Below are 20,338 nucleotides of genomic sequence, written 5' to 3'. Positions count from 1 at the left end.
CACCCTTGCAGGGCTGCGCGCAACATCTGGTAACGCCTCCGCCAACTGTTCGATTGAGAACGTAAATGTGAGTCCATATCATTTGACCTCACTTTTCCAATCGAGAGATCGCTCCCATGCTGGTACCGAAGCGTCTACTGACCGCACTCGCCCTGACCCTGATTGGCAGCACCGCAGCCCAGGCCGCTGACGAGGTGGTGGTTTACTCCTCGCGTATCGACGAGCTGATCAAACCGGTCTTCGATGCCTACACCGCGAAAACCGGCGTGCAGGTGAAGTTCATCACCGACAAGGAAGCGCCGCTGATGCAGCGGATCAAGGCCGAGGGCGAGAACGCCACCGCGGATCTGCTGCTGACCGTCGATGCCGGCAACCTCTGGCAGGCCGAGCAAATGGGCATCCTGCAACCGTTCACCTCCAAGGTGATCGACGCCAACATCCCGCTGCAATACCGCTCATCCGCTCATGCCTGGACTGGCCTGAGCCTGCGGGCGAGGACCATCGCTTACTCCACCGATCGGGTGAAACCCGGTGAGTTGACCACCTACGAAGGTCTGGCCGACAAGAACTGGGAAGGTCGCCTGTGCCTGCGCACAGCGAAGAAGGTCTACAACCAGTCACTGACCGCCACCATGATCGAAGTCCATGGCGCCGACAAAACCGAGAAAATTCTCAAGGGCTGGGTGAGTAACCTGTCCACCGACGTGTTCTCGGATGACATCGCGGTGCTGGAGGCCATCAACGCGGGTCAATGCGACGTCGGCATCGTCAACACGTACTACTACGGTCGTCTGCACAAGCAGAAGCCTGATCTGGCGGTGAAGCTGTTCTGGCCGAACCAGGGTGATCGTGGCGTGCACGTGAACCTGTCGGGCATCGGCCTGACCAAACATGCTCCGCACCCGGAAGCAGCCAAGGCCTTGGTGGAATGGATGACCACACCTGAAGCGCAGAAGATCTTTGCTGACGTGAACCAGGAATTCCCGGCCAACCCTGCCGTTCAGCCGTCTGCTGAGGTGGCGAGTTGGGGCAAGTTTGTCGCCGATACCTTGCCTGTGGAAATTGCCGGCAAGCGTCAGGCTGAAGCGATTCGGATGATGGATCGGGCGGGTTGGAACTGAATCTGGCGGTATTCTTTCGTTAGCTTCAAGATCCACCCCTCATCGGAACGCCGCCCGCCCATCCCTCTCCCCACGGGGGAGAGGGGGAAAGGGAGCTGATCTTTATGCTTTTCAATTCCTGAGTTCGACTTTGAAATTTCAAGTCGCAGGATTTCAACTAAACGCCGCGGTCAGTCCCCTCGCCCCTTTGGGGAGAGGGTTAGGGTGAGGGGGCGATCTTGGAGCCCAGACACCAAACTCACCGTCTCAGAGACCTTAACGTGGCCCACCCCGCCCAACGCCGCTGGTATCCCCTGGTCTTCGCCATCGCTGCGCTGGTCCTGCTGCCACTTAGCGTTTTGCTGTTGTCATGGCAAACCATCGATCATCAAATCTGGTCCCACCTCTGGGATACCCAGATGCCGCGCTTGCTAAGCAATACCCTGACCCTGGTGCTCGGCGTCGGTATCGGCGTGACGCTCTTGGGTGTGAGCCTCGCCTGGCTCACCAGCCTCTGCGAATTCCCCGGTCGGCGTTGGCTGGACTGGGCGCTGATGCTGCCATTCGCCATTCCCGCTTATGTGCTGGCATTCGTCTTCGTCGGCCTGTTGGATTTTGCCGGCCCCGTGCAAACCCTGTTGCGCGAATGGTTCGGCACGGGCTTGAGGTTGCCGCGCGTGCGCTCCACCGGCGGTGTGATTCTGGTGCTGGTGCTGGTCTTCTATCCTTACGTTTACCTGTTGGCGCGAACCGCGTTCCTGGCTCAGGGCAAAGGCCTGATGGAAGCGGCGCGAGTCCTGGGGCAATCCCCGTGGCAAGCGTTCTGGCGAGTCGCGCTGCCCATGGCGCGCCCGGCCATCGGCGCTGGCGTGGCGCTGGCGTTGATGGAAACCCTGGCAGACTTCGGTGCGGTGTCGGTGTTCAACTTCGACACGTTCACGACCGCCATCTACAAGACCTGGTACGGATTTTTCAGCCTCTCCACCGCCGCGCAACTCGCCAGCCTGTTGCTGCTGGTGGTGATGGTCGTGATGTACGGCGAGCGTCGTGCTCGCGGGGCCAACCGGGCGAGTAACGAACGACCTCGGGTCAAGGCGCTGTATCACCTGCGCGGTTTCAAGGCGCTGGCGGCCATGAGTTGGTGCAGTCTGGTGTTCGCCTGCGCTTTCGTCATTCCAGTGCTTCAACTGGTGGTGTGGTTCTGGCAGCGCGGGCGCTTCGACCTGGATGAGCGTTACGCGGGGTTGATCGTCCATACGTTGTACCTGGGCGGCATGGCGGCGCTGATCACCGTCAGTGTTGCTTTAGTGCTGGCGTTTGCCCGGCGCCAGGCTCCGACCCGAGCGATCCGCTCCGGCATCAGCCTGGCCAACCTCGGCTACGCCTTGCCGGGTTCGGTGCTGGCGGTGTCGATCATGCTGGCGTTCAGTTACCTGGATCGCGAACTGGTGATCCCGTTATCGGGCTGGTTGGGCGGCGCCGGCAAGCCATTGTTGCTGGGCAGCCTCTCGGCGTTGTTGCTGGCCTATCTGGTGCGTTTCATCGCGGTGGCTTATGGGCCGCTGGAAAGCAGTCTGGCGCGAATACGGCCATCTTTGCCCGAAGCGGCACGTAGCCTTGGCGTCAGTGGGCCACGACTGTTTTTCAAAGTGTATCTGCCGTTATTGCTGCCAGGAACGTTGAGCGCTGCGTTGCTGGTGTTCGTCGATGTGCTCAAGGAAATGCCCGCGACCCTTCTGATGCGCCCGTTTGGCTGGGATACGCTGGCGGTGCGCATCTTCGAAATGACCAGCGAAGGCGAGTGGGCGAGGGCCTCTTTGCCGGCCTTGACTCTGGTTTTGGTCGGCCTGCTACCGGTCATCGGATTGATTCGACGTTCAGCGCATCGAAACGCCTAGGTGCCAGTCCTACACCTTGAGGCTACAATGCGCGGCATTCGGTGCGGTCCGTCCTACGGATCAGGTAGCTGAAATCGGCTGAAAGCCTTCTATTTCAAGGCTTTCACCCCGTGCAGCACCGGCCCGCACCTTCGCCACGCCCGGAAGGAGAAACCCATGGGACAGCGCACGCCTCTGTATGACCTTCATCTCGCCCTCGGCGCGAAGATGGTCGATTTTGGCGGTTGGGATATGCCTTTGCATTACGGCTCGCAGGTCGAGGAACACCATCAGGTGCGTCGCGATTGCGGGGTTTTCGATGTGTCCCACATGACCGTGATCGATGTCAGCGGCCCTCAGGCCAAGGCCTGGCTCCAGCATTTGCTGGCCAATGACGTCGAACGTCTGCACAGCCCTGGCCGTGCCTTGTACAGCACCATGCTCAACAAGCGCGGCGGCATCGTCGACGACATGATCGTCTACCGTCTCGACGAAGGTTATCGGCTGGTGGTCAACGCCTCCACCCGTAATCAGGACCTCGCCTGGATGCAGGCCCATATCGATGGTTTCAAGGTGCGGCTCAACGAGCGCTCCGAGCTGGCGATGCTGGCCATTCAAGGTCCCCAGGCCCGGCATAAAATCTCCGAACTGGTGACCCAGTCCCGCGGCAACCTGATTCAGATGCTCAAGCCTTTCGAAGGCCAGGCCGATGGTGACTGGTTCATCGCACGCACGGGCTACACCGGCGAAGATGGCCTGGAAATCGTGCTGCCGGCCAATCAAGCGCCAGGATTCTTCAACGATCTGGTGGGCGCGGGCATCTCGCCGATCGGCCTCGGGGCGCGCGATACGCTGCGGGTCGAAGCCGGTATGAACCTCTACGGTCAGGACATTCACCAAGACGTTTCACCGCTGGCCTCCAACATGGCCTGGAGCATTGCCTGGGAGCCGGCCACTCGCCAGTTCATAGGTCGCAGTGCTCTGGAAGCCGAACGGGCGGGTGGCGTGCAGCACAAACTGGTCGGTCTGGTCCTTGAGGAGCGTGGGGTTTTGCGCGCTCATCAAGTGGTCCGCATCGCCAATGTTGGCGAAGGGGAGATCACCAGTGGTAGTTTCTCTCCTACGCTTAGCAAGTCGATAGCACTGGCGCGCGTGCCGATGGCAACAGCCGACCGCGCAGAAGTGGAAATCCGTGGCAAGTGGTACCCGGTCCGAGTGGTCAAACCGACCTTCGTACGCCATGGCAAAACCTTGATCTAACCTTTTCTGGCGGGCAACGACCGCTGACAATTCTCTTGAGGACATAGAACATGAGCGATATTCCTGCCGACCTGCGTTTTGCCGAAAGTCACGAGTGGGCCCGTCTCGAAGCCGATGGCAGCGTCACCGTGGGCATCAGCGATCACGCTCAGGAAGCCTTGGGTGACGTGGTGTTCGTTGAGCTGACCGAAGTCGGAACAGTCTTCGCTGCCGGTGATCAATCCGGTGTGGTGGAGTCGGTTAAAGCCGCTTCGGACATCTACTCCCCGGTTGCCGGTGAAGTGATTGCCATCAATGAAGAACTGAGCGCCAACCCTGAGTTGCTCAACTCCGACCCGTACGGTGCCTGGATCTTCAAGCTCAAGCCAAGCAACGCTGGCGATCTGGACAAGCTGCTCGATGCAGCTGGCTACAAATCCGCCATCGGCGAGTAAGCGTTTAGCGTCACCCCCAAAGCCCCGACTAGTCGGGGCTTTTTCATTATCAAGGGGTACAGCGACATCGACTGCTATGCTGGTTTGACCGTGTTGCATCGACGCTGAGCGCCAGTCAAGAGAGAGCCCGTCATGTCCCAGTTGCCGTCCTTGAGCCAGTTACGCGACCCCAATGCCTTCCTCCGCCGCCACCTCGGGCCCGATGCCGCCGAGCAACAGGCGATGCTCGACAGCCTCGGCCTCGGCAGCCGGGTCGAGCTGATCGAGCAGACGGTGCCGCCGGGAATCCGCCTGAACAGGCCGCTCGACCTGCCGCCTGCCCTCGACGAAGAAGCCGCGCTGGCCAAACTGCGCGGTTACGCCGAGCAAAACCAGGTCTGGACCAGCCTGATCGGCATGGGCTACCACGGCACCCTTACGCCGACCGTTATTGTGCGCAACGTGCTGGAAAATCCCGGTTGGTACACCGCATACACGCCGTATCAACCAGAGATCGCCCAAGGGCGGCTCGAAGCGCTGCTGAACTTCCAGCAATTGACCATCGACCTCACGGGCCTGGAACTGGCCAACGCCTCGCTGCTGGACGAAGCTACGGCGGCGGCGGAAGCCATGGCATTGGCCAAGCGTGTCGCCAAGTCCAGAAGCAATCTGTTCTTCGTCGACGAAAACTGTCATCCGCAGACCATTTCCGTGGTGCAGACACGAGCAGAAGGGTTCGGCTTCGAGCTGATCATCGACACTGTGGATAACTTGAAGCAGCACCAGGTGTTCGGCGCGCTCCTGCAATATCCCGACACCCACGGCGAAATCCGCGATCTTCGTCCCTTGATCGATCATCTGCATGCGCAGCAAGCCTTGGCGTGTGTCGCAACCGATCTGCTGAGTCTGCTGTTGCTGACGCCGCCGGGGGAGTTGGGCGCTGACGTGGTGTTCGGTTCATCCCAGCGTTTCGGCGTGCCCATGGGTTACGGCGGCCCTCACGCGGCGTTTTTTGCCAGTCGCGATGAGTACAAACGGGCGATTCCCGGGCGGATCATCGGCGTGTCGAAAGATGCTCGCGCCAACGTCGCCCTGCGCATGGCCCTGCAAACCCGCGAGCAACATATCCGCCGGGAGAAGGCCAACTCGAACATTTGCACCGCTCAGGTGCTACTGGCCAACATTGCCAGTTTCTATGCGGTCTACCACGGTCCGGATGGGCTCAAACGCATTGCCCAACGCGTCCATCGGCTGACCAGCATCCTCGCCGCTGGCCTGGAGCGCCGCGGCATCACCCGCCTCAACACACACTTTTTCGACACGCTGACGCTGGAGGTCGGTGGTACTCAGACGGCAATCATCGAAAGCGCCCAGGCCGCACAGATCAACTTGCGCATCCTCGGGCGTGGGCAGTTGGGGCTGAGCCTCGACGAAACCTCTGACGAATCCACCGTCGCGAAGTTGTTTGATGTGTTCCTCGGTTCCGATCACGGGTTTAACGTCGACGAACTGGACGCTGAAGCCCTTGCTTCCGGTATTCCCGCAGGTCTGCTACGTACCTCGCCTTATCTGCGCCACCCGGTCTTCAGCGCCCATCACAGCGAAACCGAGATGCTGCGCTACCTCAAGCAACTGGAGAACAAGGACCTGGCGCTCAATCAATCGATGATCCCGCTGGGCTCCTGCACCATGAAGCTCAACGCCACCAGTGAGATGATCCCGATCACGTGGCCGCAGTTCGCCAACCTGCACCCGTTTGTGCCGAAAGTGCAGGCGGTCGGTTATTCGTTGATGATCGAAGAGTTGGAGCGCTGGCTCTGCGCGATTACCGGTTACGACGCGATCTGTATGCAACCCAACTCTGGCGCCCAAGGCGAGTACGCCGGGTTGCTGGCGATCCGCAAATATCACGAGAGTCGTCATGAGGGCGCGCGGGATATTTGCCTGATCCCGTCCTCGGCCCACGGCACCAACCCGGCGTCGGCGCAGATGGCCGGGATGCGGGTGGTGATCGTCGAATGCGACGAGGCGGGCAACGTTGATCTGGATGACCTCAAAGGCAAAGCCGCAGAGGCCGGAGACAAACTCGCTTGCCTGATGGCGACGTACCCATCGACCCACGGCGTATACGAGGAAGGCATCAGCGAAATCTGCGAAGTTATCCACAGCCACGGCGGCCAGGTGTACATGGATGGCGCCAACCTCAACGCCCAGGTCGGACTGGCGCGCCCGGCGGACATTGGTGCCGACGTGTCCCACATGAACCTGCACAAGACTTTCTGCATTCCACATGGTGGCGGCGGGCCGGGCATGGGGCCGATTGGTGTGCGGGCGCATCTGGCGCCATTCGTGGCCAATCACCCGGTGGTGCCGATCGACGGGCCATTAGCGCAAAACGGCGCAGTCAGCGCGGCGCCTTGGGGCAGCGCGAGCATCCTGCCGATCAGCTGGATGTACATTGCGATGATGGGGCCGCAATTGGCGGATGCCAGTGAGGTGGCGATTCTCGCCGCGAATTACCTGGCGCAGCACTTGTCCGGGGCGTTTCCGGTGCTTTACACCGGGCGCAACCAGCGGGTGGCTCACGAATGCATTCTTGACCTGCGGCCACTCAAGGCGCTGACCGGGATCAGCGAGGAGGACGTCGCCAAGCGGCTGATGGACTATGGCTTCCATGCGCCGACCATGTCGTTTCCGGTACCGGGGACGTTGATGGTTGAGCCCACCGAAAGTGAATCGAAGGCGGAGCTGGACCGGTTTATCGGGGCGATGCTGAGTATCCGCGCGGAAATCACCGAGGTGCAGAACGGCAACTGGCCGGCCGATGACAACCCGCTGAAACGTTCGCCGCACACCTTGGCGGATATCACCGGGGTGTGGGAGCGACCCTACAGCATCGAGCAGGCGGTGACGCCGGATGCTCACACCAAGGCGCATAAGTACTGGCCGGTGGTGAACCGGGTGGACAATGTCTACGGCGATCGGAACCTGTTTTGCGCTTGCGTCCCGGTGGATGATTACCGCTGACGCACCGTTTTGTATTCGGGCAAAAAAATGCCGCTCATGGAGAGCTGCATTTTTTTGAGTCATGAATCAGAACGACATCCGCGCTTCAACGTAAAGATTCTGCTCTCGAAGCTTGCCCTTTAGTTGTTCGTCCCGCGCATTGATGCGGTTGGCGAAGGTGTTATAGCCGGTTTCAACCTTACCCATGTCGACATAGCGGTAGCCGGTGCCGACGGTAATTTGCCGGGTCAGTTTGAGGTCTGCACCGACGCCCAGGGTGTAGGCGAAATTGTTTTGGGTATTGTTGGCAAATCGACGTGAAGGGTTGGACTGATAGCCTTCGGATTTGATATGGGCCACGCCTGCGCCGGCCATGGCGTACAGCGATAGGCTTTGGGTCAAGCGGAAGTCCTTATAGGCATTGAACATCAGACGCTTGGATGAGACCTGCATGTTGTTAACGTTGGCGTTGAATGGCGCCCAGTAACTCATGAACTCCGAGTCCTGCTTGATGGTGTACTCGCTTTCCAGGCGCCAGCCACCTATGAACTCATAGCCGAGCGCAACGGAGCCGCCGACATCTTTGTTGCGCTCCGGACTGACGATACGGCTGTTCACCCTGGGACTTGTGAGCAGGGCGTCGGCAAGGTCTTGCTGGACACTCTGGATTTTTATCGAGCCGTACAGGCCTTCCGCGTGGGAAACGTGACTGTAGGCGGCCAGCAGAAGTAAAGATAAGACTGGTTTTTTCATGTGAGTCGATTCGCTTGTGGGGGTAATCCGAATCGACAAAGTTTGAGTTCGCACGTCTGGCGCTCATATCAGAGCTTTCATCAGTAGGTCGGTGAAAACTCGTCTGTATGTCAGTGTTTTGGCGTTAGCCTACGTAGGAAATAGCTGTGCAATTTCTCTGGTTCAAAAAAATGCCGCTCATTGAGAGCGGCATTTTTGTTCAGCAGTACATCTTAATTCGAAGCGACGGCATTCTTCGCCAGGATTGCGTTCGCCAGTTCCATGTCCGTGGCCTGCAGGCCAGGGTTGTCGGCGCGGACTTTCTGCATCGCGGCCTCCAGGTATGGGCCGCGAATGCCGCCGTCACTGGCGACAAAGCTGCCAGCATCGTCCTGGGCGGCAACGATCAGCTTGTGATCCTTGAAGGTCAGGTAGGTCGAACCGGTGGTCGCACCGGATGAGATGACGTTACGCCAAAAGCTATCGGCCATCGCCGAACCAACAGGAAGGGACAACAAGGCGATGGTAGCGACAGCAAGTTTGAGACGCATATTGGGTGACTCCACTGGGTTAACTACGGCGTTTGATTGCCAATCCCCCAATCGAGTTCCATAGCGGCTCATCAACAGATTCGTTTGCCCAATACCGGATTGGGCCTGGCCGACTGGTAGCGCAGCTATTTCTGCTCACTCTGCGGCGTCACCCGCAATACCTCCTCAATCGTCGTCAAACCCGCTGCGACTTTTTGCGCCCCTGACAATCGCAAACTGCGCATGCCTTCCTTGAACGCCTGACGCCGCACCGCCAGCAAATCGGTGTCGGGGTTGATCAGCGCTTTGACGCCGTCCGTCAGCTGCATGATTTCGTAGACCCCGGCGCGGCCGCGGTAACCGGTATCGCGGCATTCCAGGCAACCAATGGCGCGCTGTGCGTTGTTCGGCAACGGTGCCTGCCAGGGCCGGGTCAAGGTTTGCCAGTCTTCTTCGCCCAGGGTCAGCGGTGCCTTGCAATGCGGGCACAAGGTGCGGACCAGGCGCTGGGCCATGACGCCGAGCACCGTGGCTTTGATCAGGTAATGCGGCACACCCAGTTCCAGCAAGCGGCTGATGGCGCTCGGCGCATCGTTGGTGTGCAGCGTCGACAGCACCAGGTGGCCCGTGAGCGCAGCCTGGATCGCCATTTCAGCGGTTTCCAGATCACGGATCTCACCGATCATGATGATGTCCGGGTCCTGTCGCATCAGCGCGCGCACACCGGCGGCGAAGGTCAGGTCGATGTTGTGCTGGACCTGCATCTGATTGAAGGCTGGCTCGACCATTTCGATCGGGTCTTCGATGGTGCAGAGGTTGACCTCCGGCGTCGCCAGTTTTTTCAGGGTGGTGTACAGCGTGGTGGTCTTGCCGGAACCGGTCGGGCCGGTGACCAGAATGATGCCATTGGGCTGGCTCGTCATGTCCTTCCAGCGGCGCAAGTCGTCGGCGGAGAAGCCCAGCTGATCGAAATTCTTGAGCAGTACCTCCGGGTCGAAGATCCGCATGACCATTTTTTCGCCGAATGCAGTAGGCAATGTCGATAGCCGCAACTCGACTTCGCCACCGTCCGGGGTTTTGGTTTTCACCCGGCCGTCCTGGGGTTTGCGTTTTTCCGCGACGTTCATCCGCCCGAGGCTTTTCAGGCGGCTGACGATGGCCATGGTCACTTGCGGCGGAAATTGATAGACGTTGTGCAGCACGCCGTCGATACGAAAGCGCACCGTGCCTTGTTCGCGCCGGGGTTCGATGTGGATATCGCTGGCGCGTTGCTGGAACGCGTACTGGAACAACCAGTCGACGATGTTGACGATGTGCGCGTCGTTGGCGTCCGGTTCCTGATCGCTCGCGCCGAGGTTCAGTAGCTGCTCGAAATTGCCCAATGTGTTCATCTGCTGATCGGCGTTGGTCGCACCGCTGACCGATTTGGCCAGACGGAAAAACTCCACGCTGAAGCGCTGGATGTCGACCGGGTTGGCGACCACACGCTTGATCGGCAGCTTCAGCACATGGGTCAGGTCGGCTTCCCAACCGGTGACGTAAGGCTGGGCGCTGGCCACGGTGACTGCTTCGCGGTCGATAGACACCGCAAGAATCTTGTGGCGCTGGGCGAACGCGTAGGACATCAGCGGCGTAATCGCCGCAACGTTGATTTTCAGCGGGTCGATACGCAGATAAGGCTGACCGGCCTGCTGCGACAGCCAAAGCGTCAGGCTTTCCAGATCGAGGGGTTTACCGGGGCGGCTGAGGTCGTCCAGGTGTTGGCTGGCGATGAATTCCAGTGGGTGCATCTGGCCATTGGCGGCGTGGCGGCGTCGGGCATTGAGCGCGTGTTCGGCCGAGTCCTGGCTGATAAAGCCTTGGGCGACCAGTTCACGCAGCAAATCATTGAGATCCAGCCAGCGGTCCTGAATGGCAAGGTGAACGGACATGCGGGCTCCTCATGAACAACAGTTCGCAAAGGATAGTCGCGGAGCCGCAGACCGTTGGGCCACTACCCGACGAAGCCGTGTCGAATTTTTTCAGCCCGCCGCCTGAGCCGGTTCATCCCACGCGCAATCAGCGGCTTGCAGCTCAACCGAACAGACGCTGATCAGGTTACGTAATTTTTCTGCGATCACCTGGGCGCGGTGCCAGCTCAGGCCGTCCATCACGATGTCGATCGACAGCAGATCGTCCATCCGCTGCACGTTGACCTGTTGCGGCGTCAGAAACTGCAAGGCGAACAGGTTGAGCGCCCGGCACAGCAGATCCGGTTCGGCCTCGGCCAGCACTTGATAGTGAACGCGGCAGTGGGCGTTGCTGACGTTCCAGACATCGGCGCGGGTGTGCGGGGTGTTTACGGCTTCTAGATGCGGCATGGTCGTACTCCAAAATCACTGGAGGAATTTTTACATTCGGTGCCGGGCATTTCTTATCTATGATTGGGCTTATTGGCGATTATTTGAATTGCTTGATTCGACAAGTTATCAATCAAAGGTTTTTTTATGCATAGCGAGCTGGATGGCTACGACCGCAAGATTCTCGCGTTGCTGCAAGAGGACGCTTCACTTTCCAGTGCGCAGATTGCGGAACAGGTGGGGTTGTCGCAGTCGCCGTGCTGGCGACGGATACAGCGGATGAAGGAGGAGGGGATCATTCGCGGGCAGGTGACCTTGCTCGATCGGAAGAAAATCGGGCTTAACACGCAGATCTTCGCTGAAATCAAACTCAACGCTCACGGGCGTTCGAACTTCACTGAATTCACCGAGGCGATTCGCGGCTTTCCCGAAGTACTGGAGTGTTATGTGCTGATGGGGTCGGTGGATTTTTTGCTGCGGATTGTGACGGCGGACATTGAGGCGTATGAGCGCTTCTTCTTCGAGAAGCTGTCGATGGTGCCGGGGATTCAGGAGGTGAACTCGATCGTGGCGTTGTCGGAAATCAAATCCACGACGAGTTTGCCGGTCTGAGTTTTTCGGTGACCGGGCTGGCCTCTTCGCGAGCAGGCTCGCTCCCACAGGGGGATGTGTGTCTGGCACAGATCCCCCTGTGGGAGCGAGCCTGCTCGCGAAGGCGGTATCACATGCGCAACAGCATCTTCCACGCACGATTCTGATACACCGCAATCGCTTGCTGCTTGCGCGCATCCAGCGATTCATCGGTGATCGGCTCGTTCGCTAGCAGAGCAAGCTGTTTCAGCTCACCGTACAGGCGATCCATTTCCGGGATGTCCAGCACGCTGCGGGCGTGGTGCAGCCAGGCCTGTATGCGCTCGATGCGCGGCAGTTGTTCGGCCAGGTCTTCCGGCTGTTGCTGATAACGCTGCAACTGCAGCGAAGTCGCTTCTTCACCCAGCAGGCGCGGCAGCCAGCTGCCCAGTTGCGCAGCGCCTTGGCGATTGCCGCGGACGTTGCGATCGGCGGCCCAGGTGCGGGCCAGCAACCAGCGCGAAGTGTTCAAGGAGAACAAGCCCCAACGCGGATCTTCCAGTTCTTCGAGGAACTGCTCCGGCGCGGCTTTGCGCACGTCTTCGTCGTCGACACCGGCTTGCACCAGCGGACGCCAGTCTTCCAGCAAGGCATCCAGCGCAACCCGCAGATCGTGCGTCGACTGACGCGGTGCGGCTTGACCCAGGCTGCTCAGCAGCGCGCGCAATTCAGCCAGGTTTTCGATCCAGTCCTGCAACAGGCGCCAGTGGCCATTGAAGCGATACTGCTCGGCCAGACGCTGGCTGCTGCTCAGCAAGTGCCAGCTCAGCGCGGCGAAAGCGTCGTCCAGCGGGGTTTCGGCGGTGATCTGCGGCGCCGGCAGGCTCAGCGAGTAGCTGTTGGCGTCGTACAAGCGATAACCGCGTTCGGCCTTGCTGATGTCACATGGCATCAGGGCCAGGGTCGCGGCCAGTTCGGCGGCCAGTTCCAGCAAAGCGGCCGGCTCGCCTTCGCGCAGTTCCAGCTCCAGTTCGCAGATTTCTTCTTTCTGCTTGCCGACCACCACGTGGCCGAGGTCGAGCGCGGCTTCGATGACCACTTTGGTCTTGCCACGGCCCCAAGCGATTTCAGCGCGTTCGCGGACGAAATCGGTGGTAAAGATAGCCTTCAGGGTTTTCTTGTCCAGCTCGGCGAGTTCTTCGGGCCAGCATTCGCCGTCGAGTTTCTTCACGTCGAGCTTGGCTTTGGGCAGGTTCCAGTCGTATTCGTTACGCACCGACAGACCGGCAACGCTCTGGCCGCGGGTCTTGAGGGTCTGAATCACTTCTTCGCCATCGCGGCGCAGGCGCAGGGCAACCTTGGCGCGGGCCAGGTCGCGCTCAGGTGTGTCGAAGTACTGGTTCATCAACTCACGGCGTTCCCAGCCACTTTTGTTGCGTTTTTTCAGGAGCGGGTGCTCGCGCAGGGCAGCGAGAGTTTCTCGGCTGACGCGGAGTTTGATTTCGGTTTCTTTCTGCATGGCCGGAAAATCCAGGATCGGGAGCGCAGCCGGGGGAATGTGTGGCTGCCAAGGCCGTGCAGTGTACAGCACTGACCAAACCTACGCGCCGCGACGGTTTATTCCTGTCGCCGGATGGTTCTATGATGGAGTTCAAATCGGGAGTTGGGAGTCAGCGATGCCTTTGCCGTCCATGAAAGATCAGTTCGCTGCGCTGATCGCTGCGCCGTCCGTCAGCTGTACGCAGGCCAGCCTCGATCAAAGCAACCGTCCGGTGATTGATTTGCTGGCGACGTGGCTCGGCGATCTGGGTTTTACCTGCGACATCCAGCAGGTCAGCCCCGGCAAATTCAATCTGCTGGCCAGTTTCGGTTCCGGCCCCGGTGGCCTGGTGCTGGCCGGTCACAGTGACACGGTGCCGTTCGATGGCGCGCTGTGGCAGACCGATCCGCTGAAGCTGACCGAAGTTGACGGTCGCTGGGTCGGGCTGGGCAGTTGCGACATGAAGGGCTTTTTCGCGCTGGCCATCGAAGCCGTCATACCGCTGCTCGATCAGCCGTTCAAGCAACCGCTGCTGATCCTCGCCACCTGTGATGAAGAAAGCTCGATGTCCGGCGCTCGTGCCTTGGCCGAAGCCGGGCGTCCACTCGGTCGTGCGGCGGTGATCGGCGAGCCGACCGGGCTGAAACCGATCCGCATGCACAAAGGCATCATGATGGAGCGCATCGACATCCTCGGCCAGAGCGGCCACTCCTCGGATCCACGCCTCGGCCACAGCGCTCTTGAAGCCATGCACGATGCCATCGGTGAACTGCGTGGTTTGCGGTTGGCGTGGCAGCGTGAATTCCGTAATCCACAGTTCAGCGTGCCGACGCCGACCCTGAATTTCGGCTGCATCCATGGCGGCGATAATCCCAACCGTATTTGCGGTCAGTGTTCGCTGGAGTTTGATCTGCGCCCGTTGCCAGGCATGGACCCAAATGCCCTGCGCGCGGAAATTCTGCAGAAGCTCAAGCCCATTGCCGAGTGGCATCAGGTGAAGATCGATTACGCGCCGCTGTTCCCCGAAGTGCCGCCGTTCGAGCAGGCCGAGGATGCAGAATTGGTCCGGGTCGCGGAAAAGCTCACCGGCCATCGTGCCGAAGCAGTGGCGTTCGGCACCGAAGCGCCTTATCTTCAGCGTCTTGGCTGTGAAACCCTGGTGCTCGGCCCTGGCGACATCGCCTGTGCGCACCAACCGGGGGAATACCTCGAAATGTCACGTTTGCAGCCTACGGTGCATCTATTACGACAACTGATTGAACATTACTGCCTCACACCGGCCCAAGCCGTATAAATTGCCAGCATCCCAACCCGTATTCATGAGGAGAGCGCGCGTGTCGCCAAGCCTGTTCCGACGATAACCATCAGCCCGCTGTGCGTTTTTCTGTTTCGCCCATTTTTTGGCTGCTATTTATTACAGGCCCAGGTTCATGCCCGACTACGTTAATTGGCTTCGTCATGCTTCGCCTTACATCAACGCCCACCGCGATTGCACCTTCGTCGTCATGCTGCCCGGCGACGGCGTGGAGCACCCGAACTTCGGCAATATCGTCCATGACCTGGTGCTGTTGCACAGCCTGGGCGTGCGACTGGTGCTGGTTCACGGTTCCCGTCCGCAAATTGAAACCCGCCTCACTGCGCGCGGCCTGACCCCGCATTACCACCATGGGATGCGCATCACCGATGCCGCGACCCTTGAGTGCGTGATCGATGCGGTCGGCCAGCTACGTATCGCCATCGAAGCGCGACTGTCCATGGACATGGCTTCATCGCCGATGCAGGGCTCGCGTCTGCGGGTGGCCGGCGGCAATCTGGTGACGGCGCGGCCGATCGGCGTGCTCGAAGGCGTCGACTATCACCACACCGGCGAAGTGCGTCGGGTCGACCGCAAGGGCATCAATCGTCTGCTGGATGAACGCTCCATCGTGCTGTTGTCGCCACTGGGTTACTCGCCGACCGGTGAGATTTTCAACCTCGCCTGCGAAGACGTCGCCACTCGCGCGGCCATCGATCTGGGGGCGGACAAGCTGCTGTTGTTCGGCGCCGACCTGGGGCTGATCGATGAAAACGGTCGGCTGGTTCGTGAGTTGCGTCCGCAACAAGTGCCGGCGCATCTGCAGCGCTTGGGCAGCAACTATCAAGCTGAGCTGTTGGATGCCGCCGCTGAGGCCTGCCGCGGTGGCGTGGCGCGCAGTCACATCGTCAGCTACGCCGAAGACGGCGCGCTGCTGACCGAACTGTTCACCCGTGACGGTGGCGGTACGCTGGTGGCCCAGGAGCAATTCGAGATTGTGCGCGAAGCGGCGATCGAAGACGTCGGTGGTTTGCTGGATTTGATCAGCCCGCTGGAAGAGCAGGGCATTCTGGTGCGGCGTTCCCGTGAGGTGCTGGAGCGTGAGATCGAGCAGTTCAGTGTGGTCGAGCGCGAAGGCATGATCATCGCGTGTGCGGCGCTGTATCAGATTGCTGATTCGGATGCGGGGGAGTTGGCGTGTCTGGCGGTGAACCCGGAATACCGCCATGGCGGTCGTGGTGATGAGTTGCTGGAGCGCATCGAAACCCGCGCCCGGGCGCAGGGGCTGAAAACCTTGTTCGTACTGACGACCCGGACCGCTCACTGGTTTCGCGAGCGTGGTTTCGTGCCGAGCAGCGTCGAACGCCTGCCGTCGGCACGGGCATCGCTATACAACTTTCAGCGTAATTCGAAGATCTTCGAAAAGACCTTGTAACCGCGGTGCGGCCATCGCGAGCAAGCTCGCTTGTATGTTTAGACTTGAAGGGGTGGGCGGGACTAAAAGCTCGATTCTGACCAGTACAGACCGTGGGAGACTTCTCATCCCGCCCCTTCTACCCAAAGCGCCGATAAGGAATTCATCGGTAAAACCGACGATAGAGGCAAGCCAGCGCAACGGTAGACCCCGACAAGCTCTTAAACCCTAGCTCCGAGGATTCGTCATGACAATCCTTACTTCGCAGACGGTGGTTGGCGTCGATATCGCCAAGACCGAAATAGTTGTCTATCGCTCCGACCGGCTAACCACTGACACCATCAAGAACGATCGAACAGCCCTCAAACGCTGGCTTAAAACATTGCCCGCCCAAAGCGCTATCGCCGTTGAAGCCACCAACATCTACCACCTGGACACCGTCGAGCTGGCCCATGCGATGGGGCACCAGGTCTATGTCGTGGATGCTTATCGGGTGAGCAACTATCGCCGCGGCATCGGCCAACGAGCCAAGAACGATCCCTGCGATGCCCGTCTGCTGGCGCGTTATTTGACGAACGAACAAGACGGACTGCGGATCTGGAGCCCACCACCCAAGGCCTACACCTCGCTGAAAAGCCTGCTCCACAGACGTGCAACGCTGATCCAGAACCATGCCGGTCTGATGCTGAGCTGGGCCAATGAACCCTTGTTGAAGAAAGTACAGAGCGCCCAGCAAAAGGCCTTCAAGCAAGCGGATCAGGCCATTCAGAAACTGCTGCGCAAGGTCAGCAAAGAGGCGGGTATTGAAGAGAATATCGACCGCTGCAAAGCCATCGAAGGGGTTGGCGAACTGACTGCAACCGGGTTGGCGACGACCTTTATGCGCGGTGATTTTGCCAATAGTGATGCGTTCATCGCGTTTCTAGGGATGGACCTTACGGTCGATGACTCCGGGAAGAAGAACGGCCCCCGGCACCTGACAAAAAAAGGGGATCCGGAAGTCCGCCGGTTGGCTTACAACGCCGCAATGGCAGCCTGTCGCTCAGCTAAATGGAAACCGTTTTACGAGTCGTATTTGGCAAGAGGCTTCTCGAAAACCCAGGCCTTGGTGGCCCTTGCCCGGAAACTCTGCCGGGTGGCATTTGCCCTGATGAAAAATCAGAGCGAATACCACCCGGCCTGAGGTTGCGGGGTTGCCCTGCAACATAGAATCTCCCACAGGGATCTTTGGCGTTTACAAAACCACTGTGGGAGCCAGCTTGCTTCGGGCGGCGTTCCGACGATCGGCTGCGCAGCAGCCGTCAGCAATCACTCAGTGACAAACTTCGCGCTGACATACGGCGAATAATCCGGCAGCACCGTCTCGACCTTCCCTTGTTCCTTCAAGAACTTCGCCGTCTCGCCAATCGCCTTGGCCGTGCCGCCGTCCAGCAGCGCGGTGGTCTGTTGGGCTTTAGCATCCGGGAACGTGGAGCCGGCCAGCAACTCCGGCACATCGACGGCATTGGCGCCGGTCAGTTTGGCGATTTTTTGCACCGGTACCGAGTCAGCAGTCCAGCTGTCTTTATGCGCGGCATAGTCGGCGAACGAGTCCACCGTGACCTTGGCAAATTTGGCCACAACCTCTGGGTGCTTCTCGGCGTAATCCTTGCGCGCGACCCAGACTTCGAAGGTCGGTGCACCCCATTGGCCGACCTGTGCCGCGTCGGTCAAAGTCTTGCCGGTCTTGCGAATTTCCCCCAAGGCGGGTGACCAGACAAACGCACCATCGATGTCACCACGCTTCCACGCCGCCGCGATTTCCGCCGGTTGCAAATTCACCACTTTGACTTTCGAGGCATCCAGGCCCCAGTGCTTCAACGCACCCAGCAAACTGTAGTGGGAGGTTGAAACGAAGGGTGTGGCGATGGTCTTGCCGATCATATCTTCCGGTTTATCAATGCCACTGCCGTTGCGTACCACGAGGGCTTCAGCGGCGTTGATCTGGGCGGAAACAATGAACGCAACGATTGGCAGATTGCGCGAAGCAGCGGCTGCCAGCGGACTCGAGCCGAGGTTGCCAATCTGCACGTCGCCGGAAGCAATGGCCGTAACCACTTCCGGGCCGCTATTGAAACGACGCCAGTCAATTTTCTGGCCGATGGTTTTCTCGTACAGTCCGTCTGCCTGGGGGACTTTGCTGGGGTCGATACCGGTTTGATAACCGATCGTAAGGTTCGCCGCGTGAGCGCTAAAAGAAATTATTAGCGATACACAAACTGTAACAATTGGGCCGGATAGTGCGCGTTTGGTCGTCATGGCGCTGCCTTTCGATAGGTATTGATCGTGAATTGCATCAAAGCTAATCGATCTAAAAAAAGGCTAACAAATACCCTTTAGGAATTAGCTTATGAGCCGGCGCCCGTGTCCCGGCTCAAGGAATAGTGCGGAGCTAAATTCCTAAACGGTATGAAAAAGAACTGGGTGATTCTTTTTGGGTTTATGGCCCGGCTTAGGAAGGAATTTGTTGGGGGTTAGACCATGGTCGTAGACACACATAGTTACGATTGACTTGTGAGTCACGGTCTGGCGCTAATCGCGGATCTTAGGAGCCCGGGCATACGACCCAGGACCAGGAACACAAGAATTAGAAACGAGAGGAGCGAAACAATGAACAAGTCCACCTTGGCTCTGGGTGTGGCCGTGGCCGTCGGGGTTCTGGCGCAGCAGGCAGGCGCCGCGGGTTTCATCGAAGACAGCAAAGCTTCCGTCAGTTCTCGCACCATGTATTACAACGACGATAACCGCGATTCCGGTGGTACGGATCAGAGAGAGACCGCTGAAGGCCTCAAGTTCGATTATCTGTCCGGTTTCACCCAAGGTACTGTCGGCTTCGGTATCGACGCCCAGGCCCTCGTGGGTATCCATCTGGACGGCGGCAAAGGTCACCACCCAGCCAACAACAACACGTTTTTCCCAAGCGACACCGATGGTTCGGCTGTGGACGAGTGGAGCCGTGCGGCCGCTAACGTCAAGGCCCGCTTCTCGAAGACCGAAGCCCACCTGGGTGGCGCTCTGCAACCGAACATGCCGATCCTGGTCGCGAACGACAGCCGCCTGCTGCCACAGACCTTTGACGGTGGCACCATCACCTCGAAGGAGATCGACAACGTGACCTTTAACCTGGGTCAGTTGGAGCACTCGGCAGGTCGCGCCTCTTCAAACTCCACCGGCCTGGCCGTGGCTGGCGGAACTCAGGACAGCAACCAGTTCCGTTACGCCGGTGCTGACTGGAAGGTCACCAAGGACCTCACCCTGCAGTACTACCACTCGAATCTGAAGGATTACTACAAGCAGGACTTCCTTGGCTTGATTCACGTTTTCCCGATCGACGCCAAACAGTCCTTCAAGACAGACCTGCGCTATTTTGACAGCAGCTCCGATGGCAAGAACGGCGACCTCGGCTACCGCTTCAACAACAACGGTGGTTTCGCCAAGACCCCGGGCGAGGTCGATAACAAGACCTGGAGCGCCATGTTCACCTACACCTTGGGTGGCAATGCTTTCTTGCTCGGTCACCAGCGCGTCAGCGATGACGGCGGTTTCGTCTATCTGAACCAGGGCAGCGTGGTTGACGGCAATGGTCGTCCGGAAGGTAACGGTGGTACCAGCTTCTACCTGTTCACCGACGCCATGATCAACGGTTTTGTCCGCGCAGGTGAAAACACCACCTTCGGTCAATACACCTACGATTTCGCCGCTGCGGGTGTGCCGGGTCTGAAAGCGTCCGTGGCTTACTTGAAGGGCGAAAACATCAAATCCGCAACCGGTGGCAGCGATGCGTCCGAGTGGGAGCGCGACATGCGGGTGGACTACACCATTCAGCAGGGCGCGCTCAAAGGCTTAGGCGCAACGGTGCGTCATGGCGTCTACCGTGGCGACGCAGCCGGCCTCGCCGACAAGGACCAGACCCGTCTGATCTTCAACTACACCTACAGCTTCCTCTAAAGCCACTAGGAAAAGCCTCGTCCGCAAGCGACGCTTTTTTTGTGTTTTTCAATATTCCAAATAGAGCTTACGTAGTAATTTTTTATTCTTTTTGGCTTTTAGGCCAAGCGCCTAAAGTGGGTGGCTTATGAGCCGATACCTTGTGTCCCGACTCAGAGTAATAGCGCGAAGCTATATTCCTGAATGGCATGAAAAATGATGAAATAATTCTTTTTGTGTTTATTATGCGGGCCAAAATCACAGGGTCAGGCCATCGCCGTAGTCACAAGGTCTGGC

Annotated in this window: 16 protein-coding genes; 10 read left to right on the top strand and 6 right to left on the bottom strand. The window is 59.2% G+C overall.

From position 1 onward, the window contains the following. Positions 1-116 precede the first annotated feature (116 nt). The 5 genes from QFX16_RS27905 (at position 117) to gcvP (ending at position 7,677) form a co-directional block, all read left to right on the top strand. Positions 117-1,121 (top strand): extracellular solute-binding protein, encoded by a 1,005-nt coding sequence (locus tag QFX16_RS27905; RefSeq protein ID WP_046053772.1) that lies wholly within the window; start codon positions 117-119, stop codon positions 1,119-1,121. 260 nt (positions 1,122-1,381) lie between these two features. Next, positions 1,382-2,998, top strand: a complete 1,617-nt coding sequence (locus QFX16_RS27900) for an ABC transporter permease (RefSeq protein WP_283182116.1) — start codon at positions 1,382-1,384, stop codon at positions 2,996-2,998. 156 nt (positions 2,999-3,154) lie between these two features. Beyond that, complete coding sequence (gene gcvT / locus QFX16_RS27895) at positions 3,155-4,237, top strand: glycine cleavage system aminomethyltransferase GcvT (RefSeq protein ID WP_283182115.1); 1,083 nt, start codon at positions 3,155-3,157, stop codon at positions 4,235-4,237. 50 nt (positions 4,238-4,287) lie between these two features. Beyond that, positions 4,288-4,671: a glycine cleavage system protein GcvH gene (gene gcvH, locus QFX16_RS27890; RefSeq protein ID WP_283182114.1), complete on the top strand. Its 384-nt coding sequence runs from the start codon at positions 4,288-4,290 to the stop codon at positions 4,669-4,671. A 132-nt stretch (positions 4,672-4,803) separates the two neighbouring features. Further along, positions 4,804-7,677, top strand: a complete 2,874-nt coding sequence (gene gcvP / locus QFX16_RS27885; protein WP_283182113.1) for an aminomethyl-transferring glycine dehydrogenase — start codon at positions 4,804-4,806, stop codon at positions 7,675-7,677. A 66-nt stretch (positions 7,678-7,743) separates the two neighbouring features. Here the strand turns inward: gcvP and QFX16_RS27880 are convergent, their stop codons facing one another. The 4 genes from QFX16_RS27880 to QFX16_RS27865 form a co-directional block, all read right to left on the bottom strand. Further along, positions 7,744-8,409 (bottom strand): outer membrane protein, encoded by a 666-nt coding sequence (locus tag QFX16_RS27880; protein ID WP_283182112.1) that lies wholly within the window; start codon positions 8,407-8,409, stop codon positions 7,744-7,746. A 212-nt stretch (positions 8,410-8,621) separates the two neighbouring features. Beyond that, the gene (locus QFX16_RS27875) at positions 8,622-8,939 is read right to left on the bottom strand and encodes a DUF2388 domain-containing protein (protein ID WP_283182111.1); all 318 of its coding nucleotides are present in this window, start codon (positions 8,937-8,939) and stop codon (positions 8,622-8,624) included. A gap of 125 nt (positions 8,940-9,064) precedes the next feature. After that, complete coding sequence (tfpB, locus tag QFX16_RS27870; RefSeq protein ID WP_283182110.1) at positions 9,065-10,849, bottom strand: type IV pilus assembly ATPase TfpB; 1,785 nt, start codon at positions 10,847-10,849, stop codon at positions 9,065-9,067. A gap of 90 nt (positions 10,850-10,939) precedes the next feature. Beyond that, positions 10,940-11,278 carry an ACT-like domain-containing protein gene (locus QFX16_RS27865; protein WP_283182109.1) on the bottom strand — a complete coding sequence of 113 codons (339 nt, stop codon included), beginning with the start codon at positions 11,276-11,278 and terminating at the stop codon, positions 10,940-10,942. A gap of 126 nt (positions 11,279-11,404) precedes the next feature. Between QFX16_RS27865 and QFX16_RS27860 the strand changes: the two genes are divergently transcribed. After that, the gene (locus tag QFX16_RS27860) at positions 11,405-11,869 is read left to right on the top strand and encodes an Lrp/AsnC family transcriptional regulator (RefSeq protein WP_046045137.1); all 465 of its coding nucleotides are present in this window, start codon (positions 11,405-11,407) and stop codon (positions 11,867-11,869) included. Between the two features lie 109 nt (positions 11,870-11,978). Here the strand turns inward: QFX16_RS27860 and QFX16_RS27855 are convergent, their stop codons facing one another. Further along, a complete protein-coding gene (locus QFX16_RS27855; protein WP_283182108.1) occupies positions 11,979-13,346 on the bottom strand; it encodes a CYTH domain-containing protein in 1,368 nt (455 codons plus the stop codon). A gap of 157 nt (positions 13,347-13,503) precedes the next feature. Here QFX16_RS27855 and argE point away from each other — a divergent pair, with 157 nt between their 5' ends. The 3 genes from argE (at position 13,504) to QFX16_RS27840 (ending at position 17,258) form a co-directional block, all read left to right on the top strand. Further along, the gene (gene argE, locus QFX16_RS27850) at positions 13,504-14,661 is read left to right on the top strand and encodes an acetylornithine deacetylase (protein WP_283182107.1); all 1,158 of its coding nucleotides are present in this window, start codon (positions 13,504-13,506) and stop codon (positions 14,659-14,661) included. Positions 14,662-14,797: 136 nt separating this feature from the next. Next, positions 14,798-16,096: an amino-acid N-acetyltransferase gene (argA, locus tag QFX16_RS27845; RefSeq protein WP_283182106.1), complete on the top strand. Its 1,299-nt coding sequence runs from the start codon at positions 14,798-14,800 to the stop codon at positions 16,094-16,096. A 226-nt stretch (positions 16,097-16,322) separates the two neighbouring features. Further along, positions 16,323-17,258 carry an IS110 family RNA-guided transposase gene (locus QFX16_RS27840; protein WP_283180612.1) on the top strand — a complete coding sequence of 312 codons (936 nt, stop codon included), beginning with the start codon at positions 16,323-16,325 and terminating at the stop codon, positions 17,256-17,258. A 125-nt stretch (positions 17,259-17,383) separates the two neighbouring features. Here the strand turns inward: QFX16_RS27840 and tauA are convergent, their stop codons facing one another. Next, on the bottom strand, positions 17,384-18,373 hold the full coding sequence (tauA, locus tag QFX16_RS27835; protein WP_283182105.1) for a taurine ABC transporter substrate-binding protein: 990 nt from the start codon (positions 18,371-18,373) through the stop codon (positions 17,384-17,386). 351 nt (positions 18,374-18,724) lie between these two features. Between tauA and QFX16_RS27830 the strand changes: the two genes are divergently transcribed. Continuing rightward, the gene (locus tag QFX16_RS27830) at positions 18,725-20,062 is read left to right on the top strand and encodes an OprD family outer membrane porin (protein ID WP_283182104.1); all 1,338 of its coding nucleotides are present in this window, start codon (positions 18,725-18,727) and stop codon (positions 20,060-20,062) included. Positions 20,063-20,338 lie beyond the last annotated feature (276 nt).

Source organism: Pseudomonas svalbardensis, from assembly GCF_030053115.1.
Lineage (GTDB): Bacteria > Pseudomonadota > Gammaproteobacteria > Pseudomonadales > Pseudomonadaceae > Aquipseudomonas > Aquipseudomonas svalbardensis.
This window is presented reverse-complemented; position numbering and strand designations above follow the sequence as displayed.

Excerpts from the sequence above, each read along its gene's own strand:
- QFX16_RS27880 (WP_283182112.1), bottom strand. The coding sequence starts at position 8,409 with ATGAAAAAACCAGTCTTATCTTTACTTCTGCTGGCCGCCTACAGTCAC.
- gcvH (WP_283182114.1), top strand. The coding sequence starts at position 4,288 with ATGAGCGATATTCCTGCCGACCTGCGTTTTGCCGAAAGTCACGAGTGG.
- QFX16_RS27830 (WP_283182104.1), top strand. The coding sequence starts at position 18,725 with ATGAACAAGTCCACCTTGGCTCTGGGTGTGGCCGTGGCCGTCGGGGTT.
- argE (WP_283182107.1), top strand. The coding sequence starts at position 13,504 with ATGCCTTTGCCGTCCATGAAAGATCAGTTCGCTGCGCTGATCGCTGCG.
- gcvT (WP_283182115.1), top strand. The coding sequence starts at position 3,155 with ATGGGACAGCGCACGCCTCTGTATGACCTTCATCTCGCCCTCGGCGCG.
- QFX16_RS27875 (WP_283182111.1), bottom strand. The coding sequence starts at position 8,939 with ATGCGTCTCAAACTTGCTGTCGCTACCATCGCCTTGTTGTCCCTTCCT.
- QFX16_RS27855 (WP_283182108.1), bottom strand. The coding sequence starts at position 13,346 with ATGCAGAAAGAAACCGAAATCAAACTCCGCGTCAGCCGAGAAACTCTC.
- tfpB (WP_283182110.1), bottom strand. The coding sequence starts at position 10,849 with ATGTCCGTTCACCTTGCCATTCAGGACCGCTGGCTGGATCTCAATGAT.
- argA (WP_283182106.1), top strand. The coding sequence starts at position 14,798 with ATGCCCGACTACGTTAATTGGCTTCGTCATGCTTCGCCTTACATCAAC.
- tauA (WP_283182105.1), bottom strand. The coding sequence starts at position 18,373 with ATGACGACCAAACGCGCACTATCCGGCCCAATTGTTACAGTTTGTGTA.
- QFX16_RS27865 (WP_283182109.1), bottom strand. The coding sequence starts at position 11,278 with ATGCCGCATCTAGAAGCCGTAAACACCCCGCACACCCGCGCCGATGTC.
- gcvP (WP_283182113.1), top strand. The coding sequence starts at position 4,804 with ATGTCCCAGTTGCCGTCCTTGAGCCAGTTACGCGACCCCAATGCCTTC.
- QFX16_RS27905 (WP_046053772.1), top strand. The coding sequence starts at position 117 with ATGCTGGTACCGAAGCGTCTACTGACCGCACTCGCCCTGACCCTGATT.
- QFX16_RS27840 (WP_283180612.1), top strand. The coding sequence starts at position 16,323 with ATGACAATCCTTACTTCGCAGACGGTGGTTGGCGTCGATATCGCCAAG.
- QFX16_RS27860 (WP_046045137.1), top strand. The coding sequence starts at position 11,405 with ATGCATAGCGAGCTGGATGGCTACGACCGCAAGATTCTCGCGTTGCTG.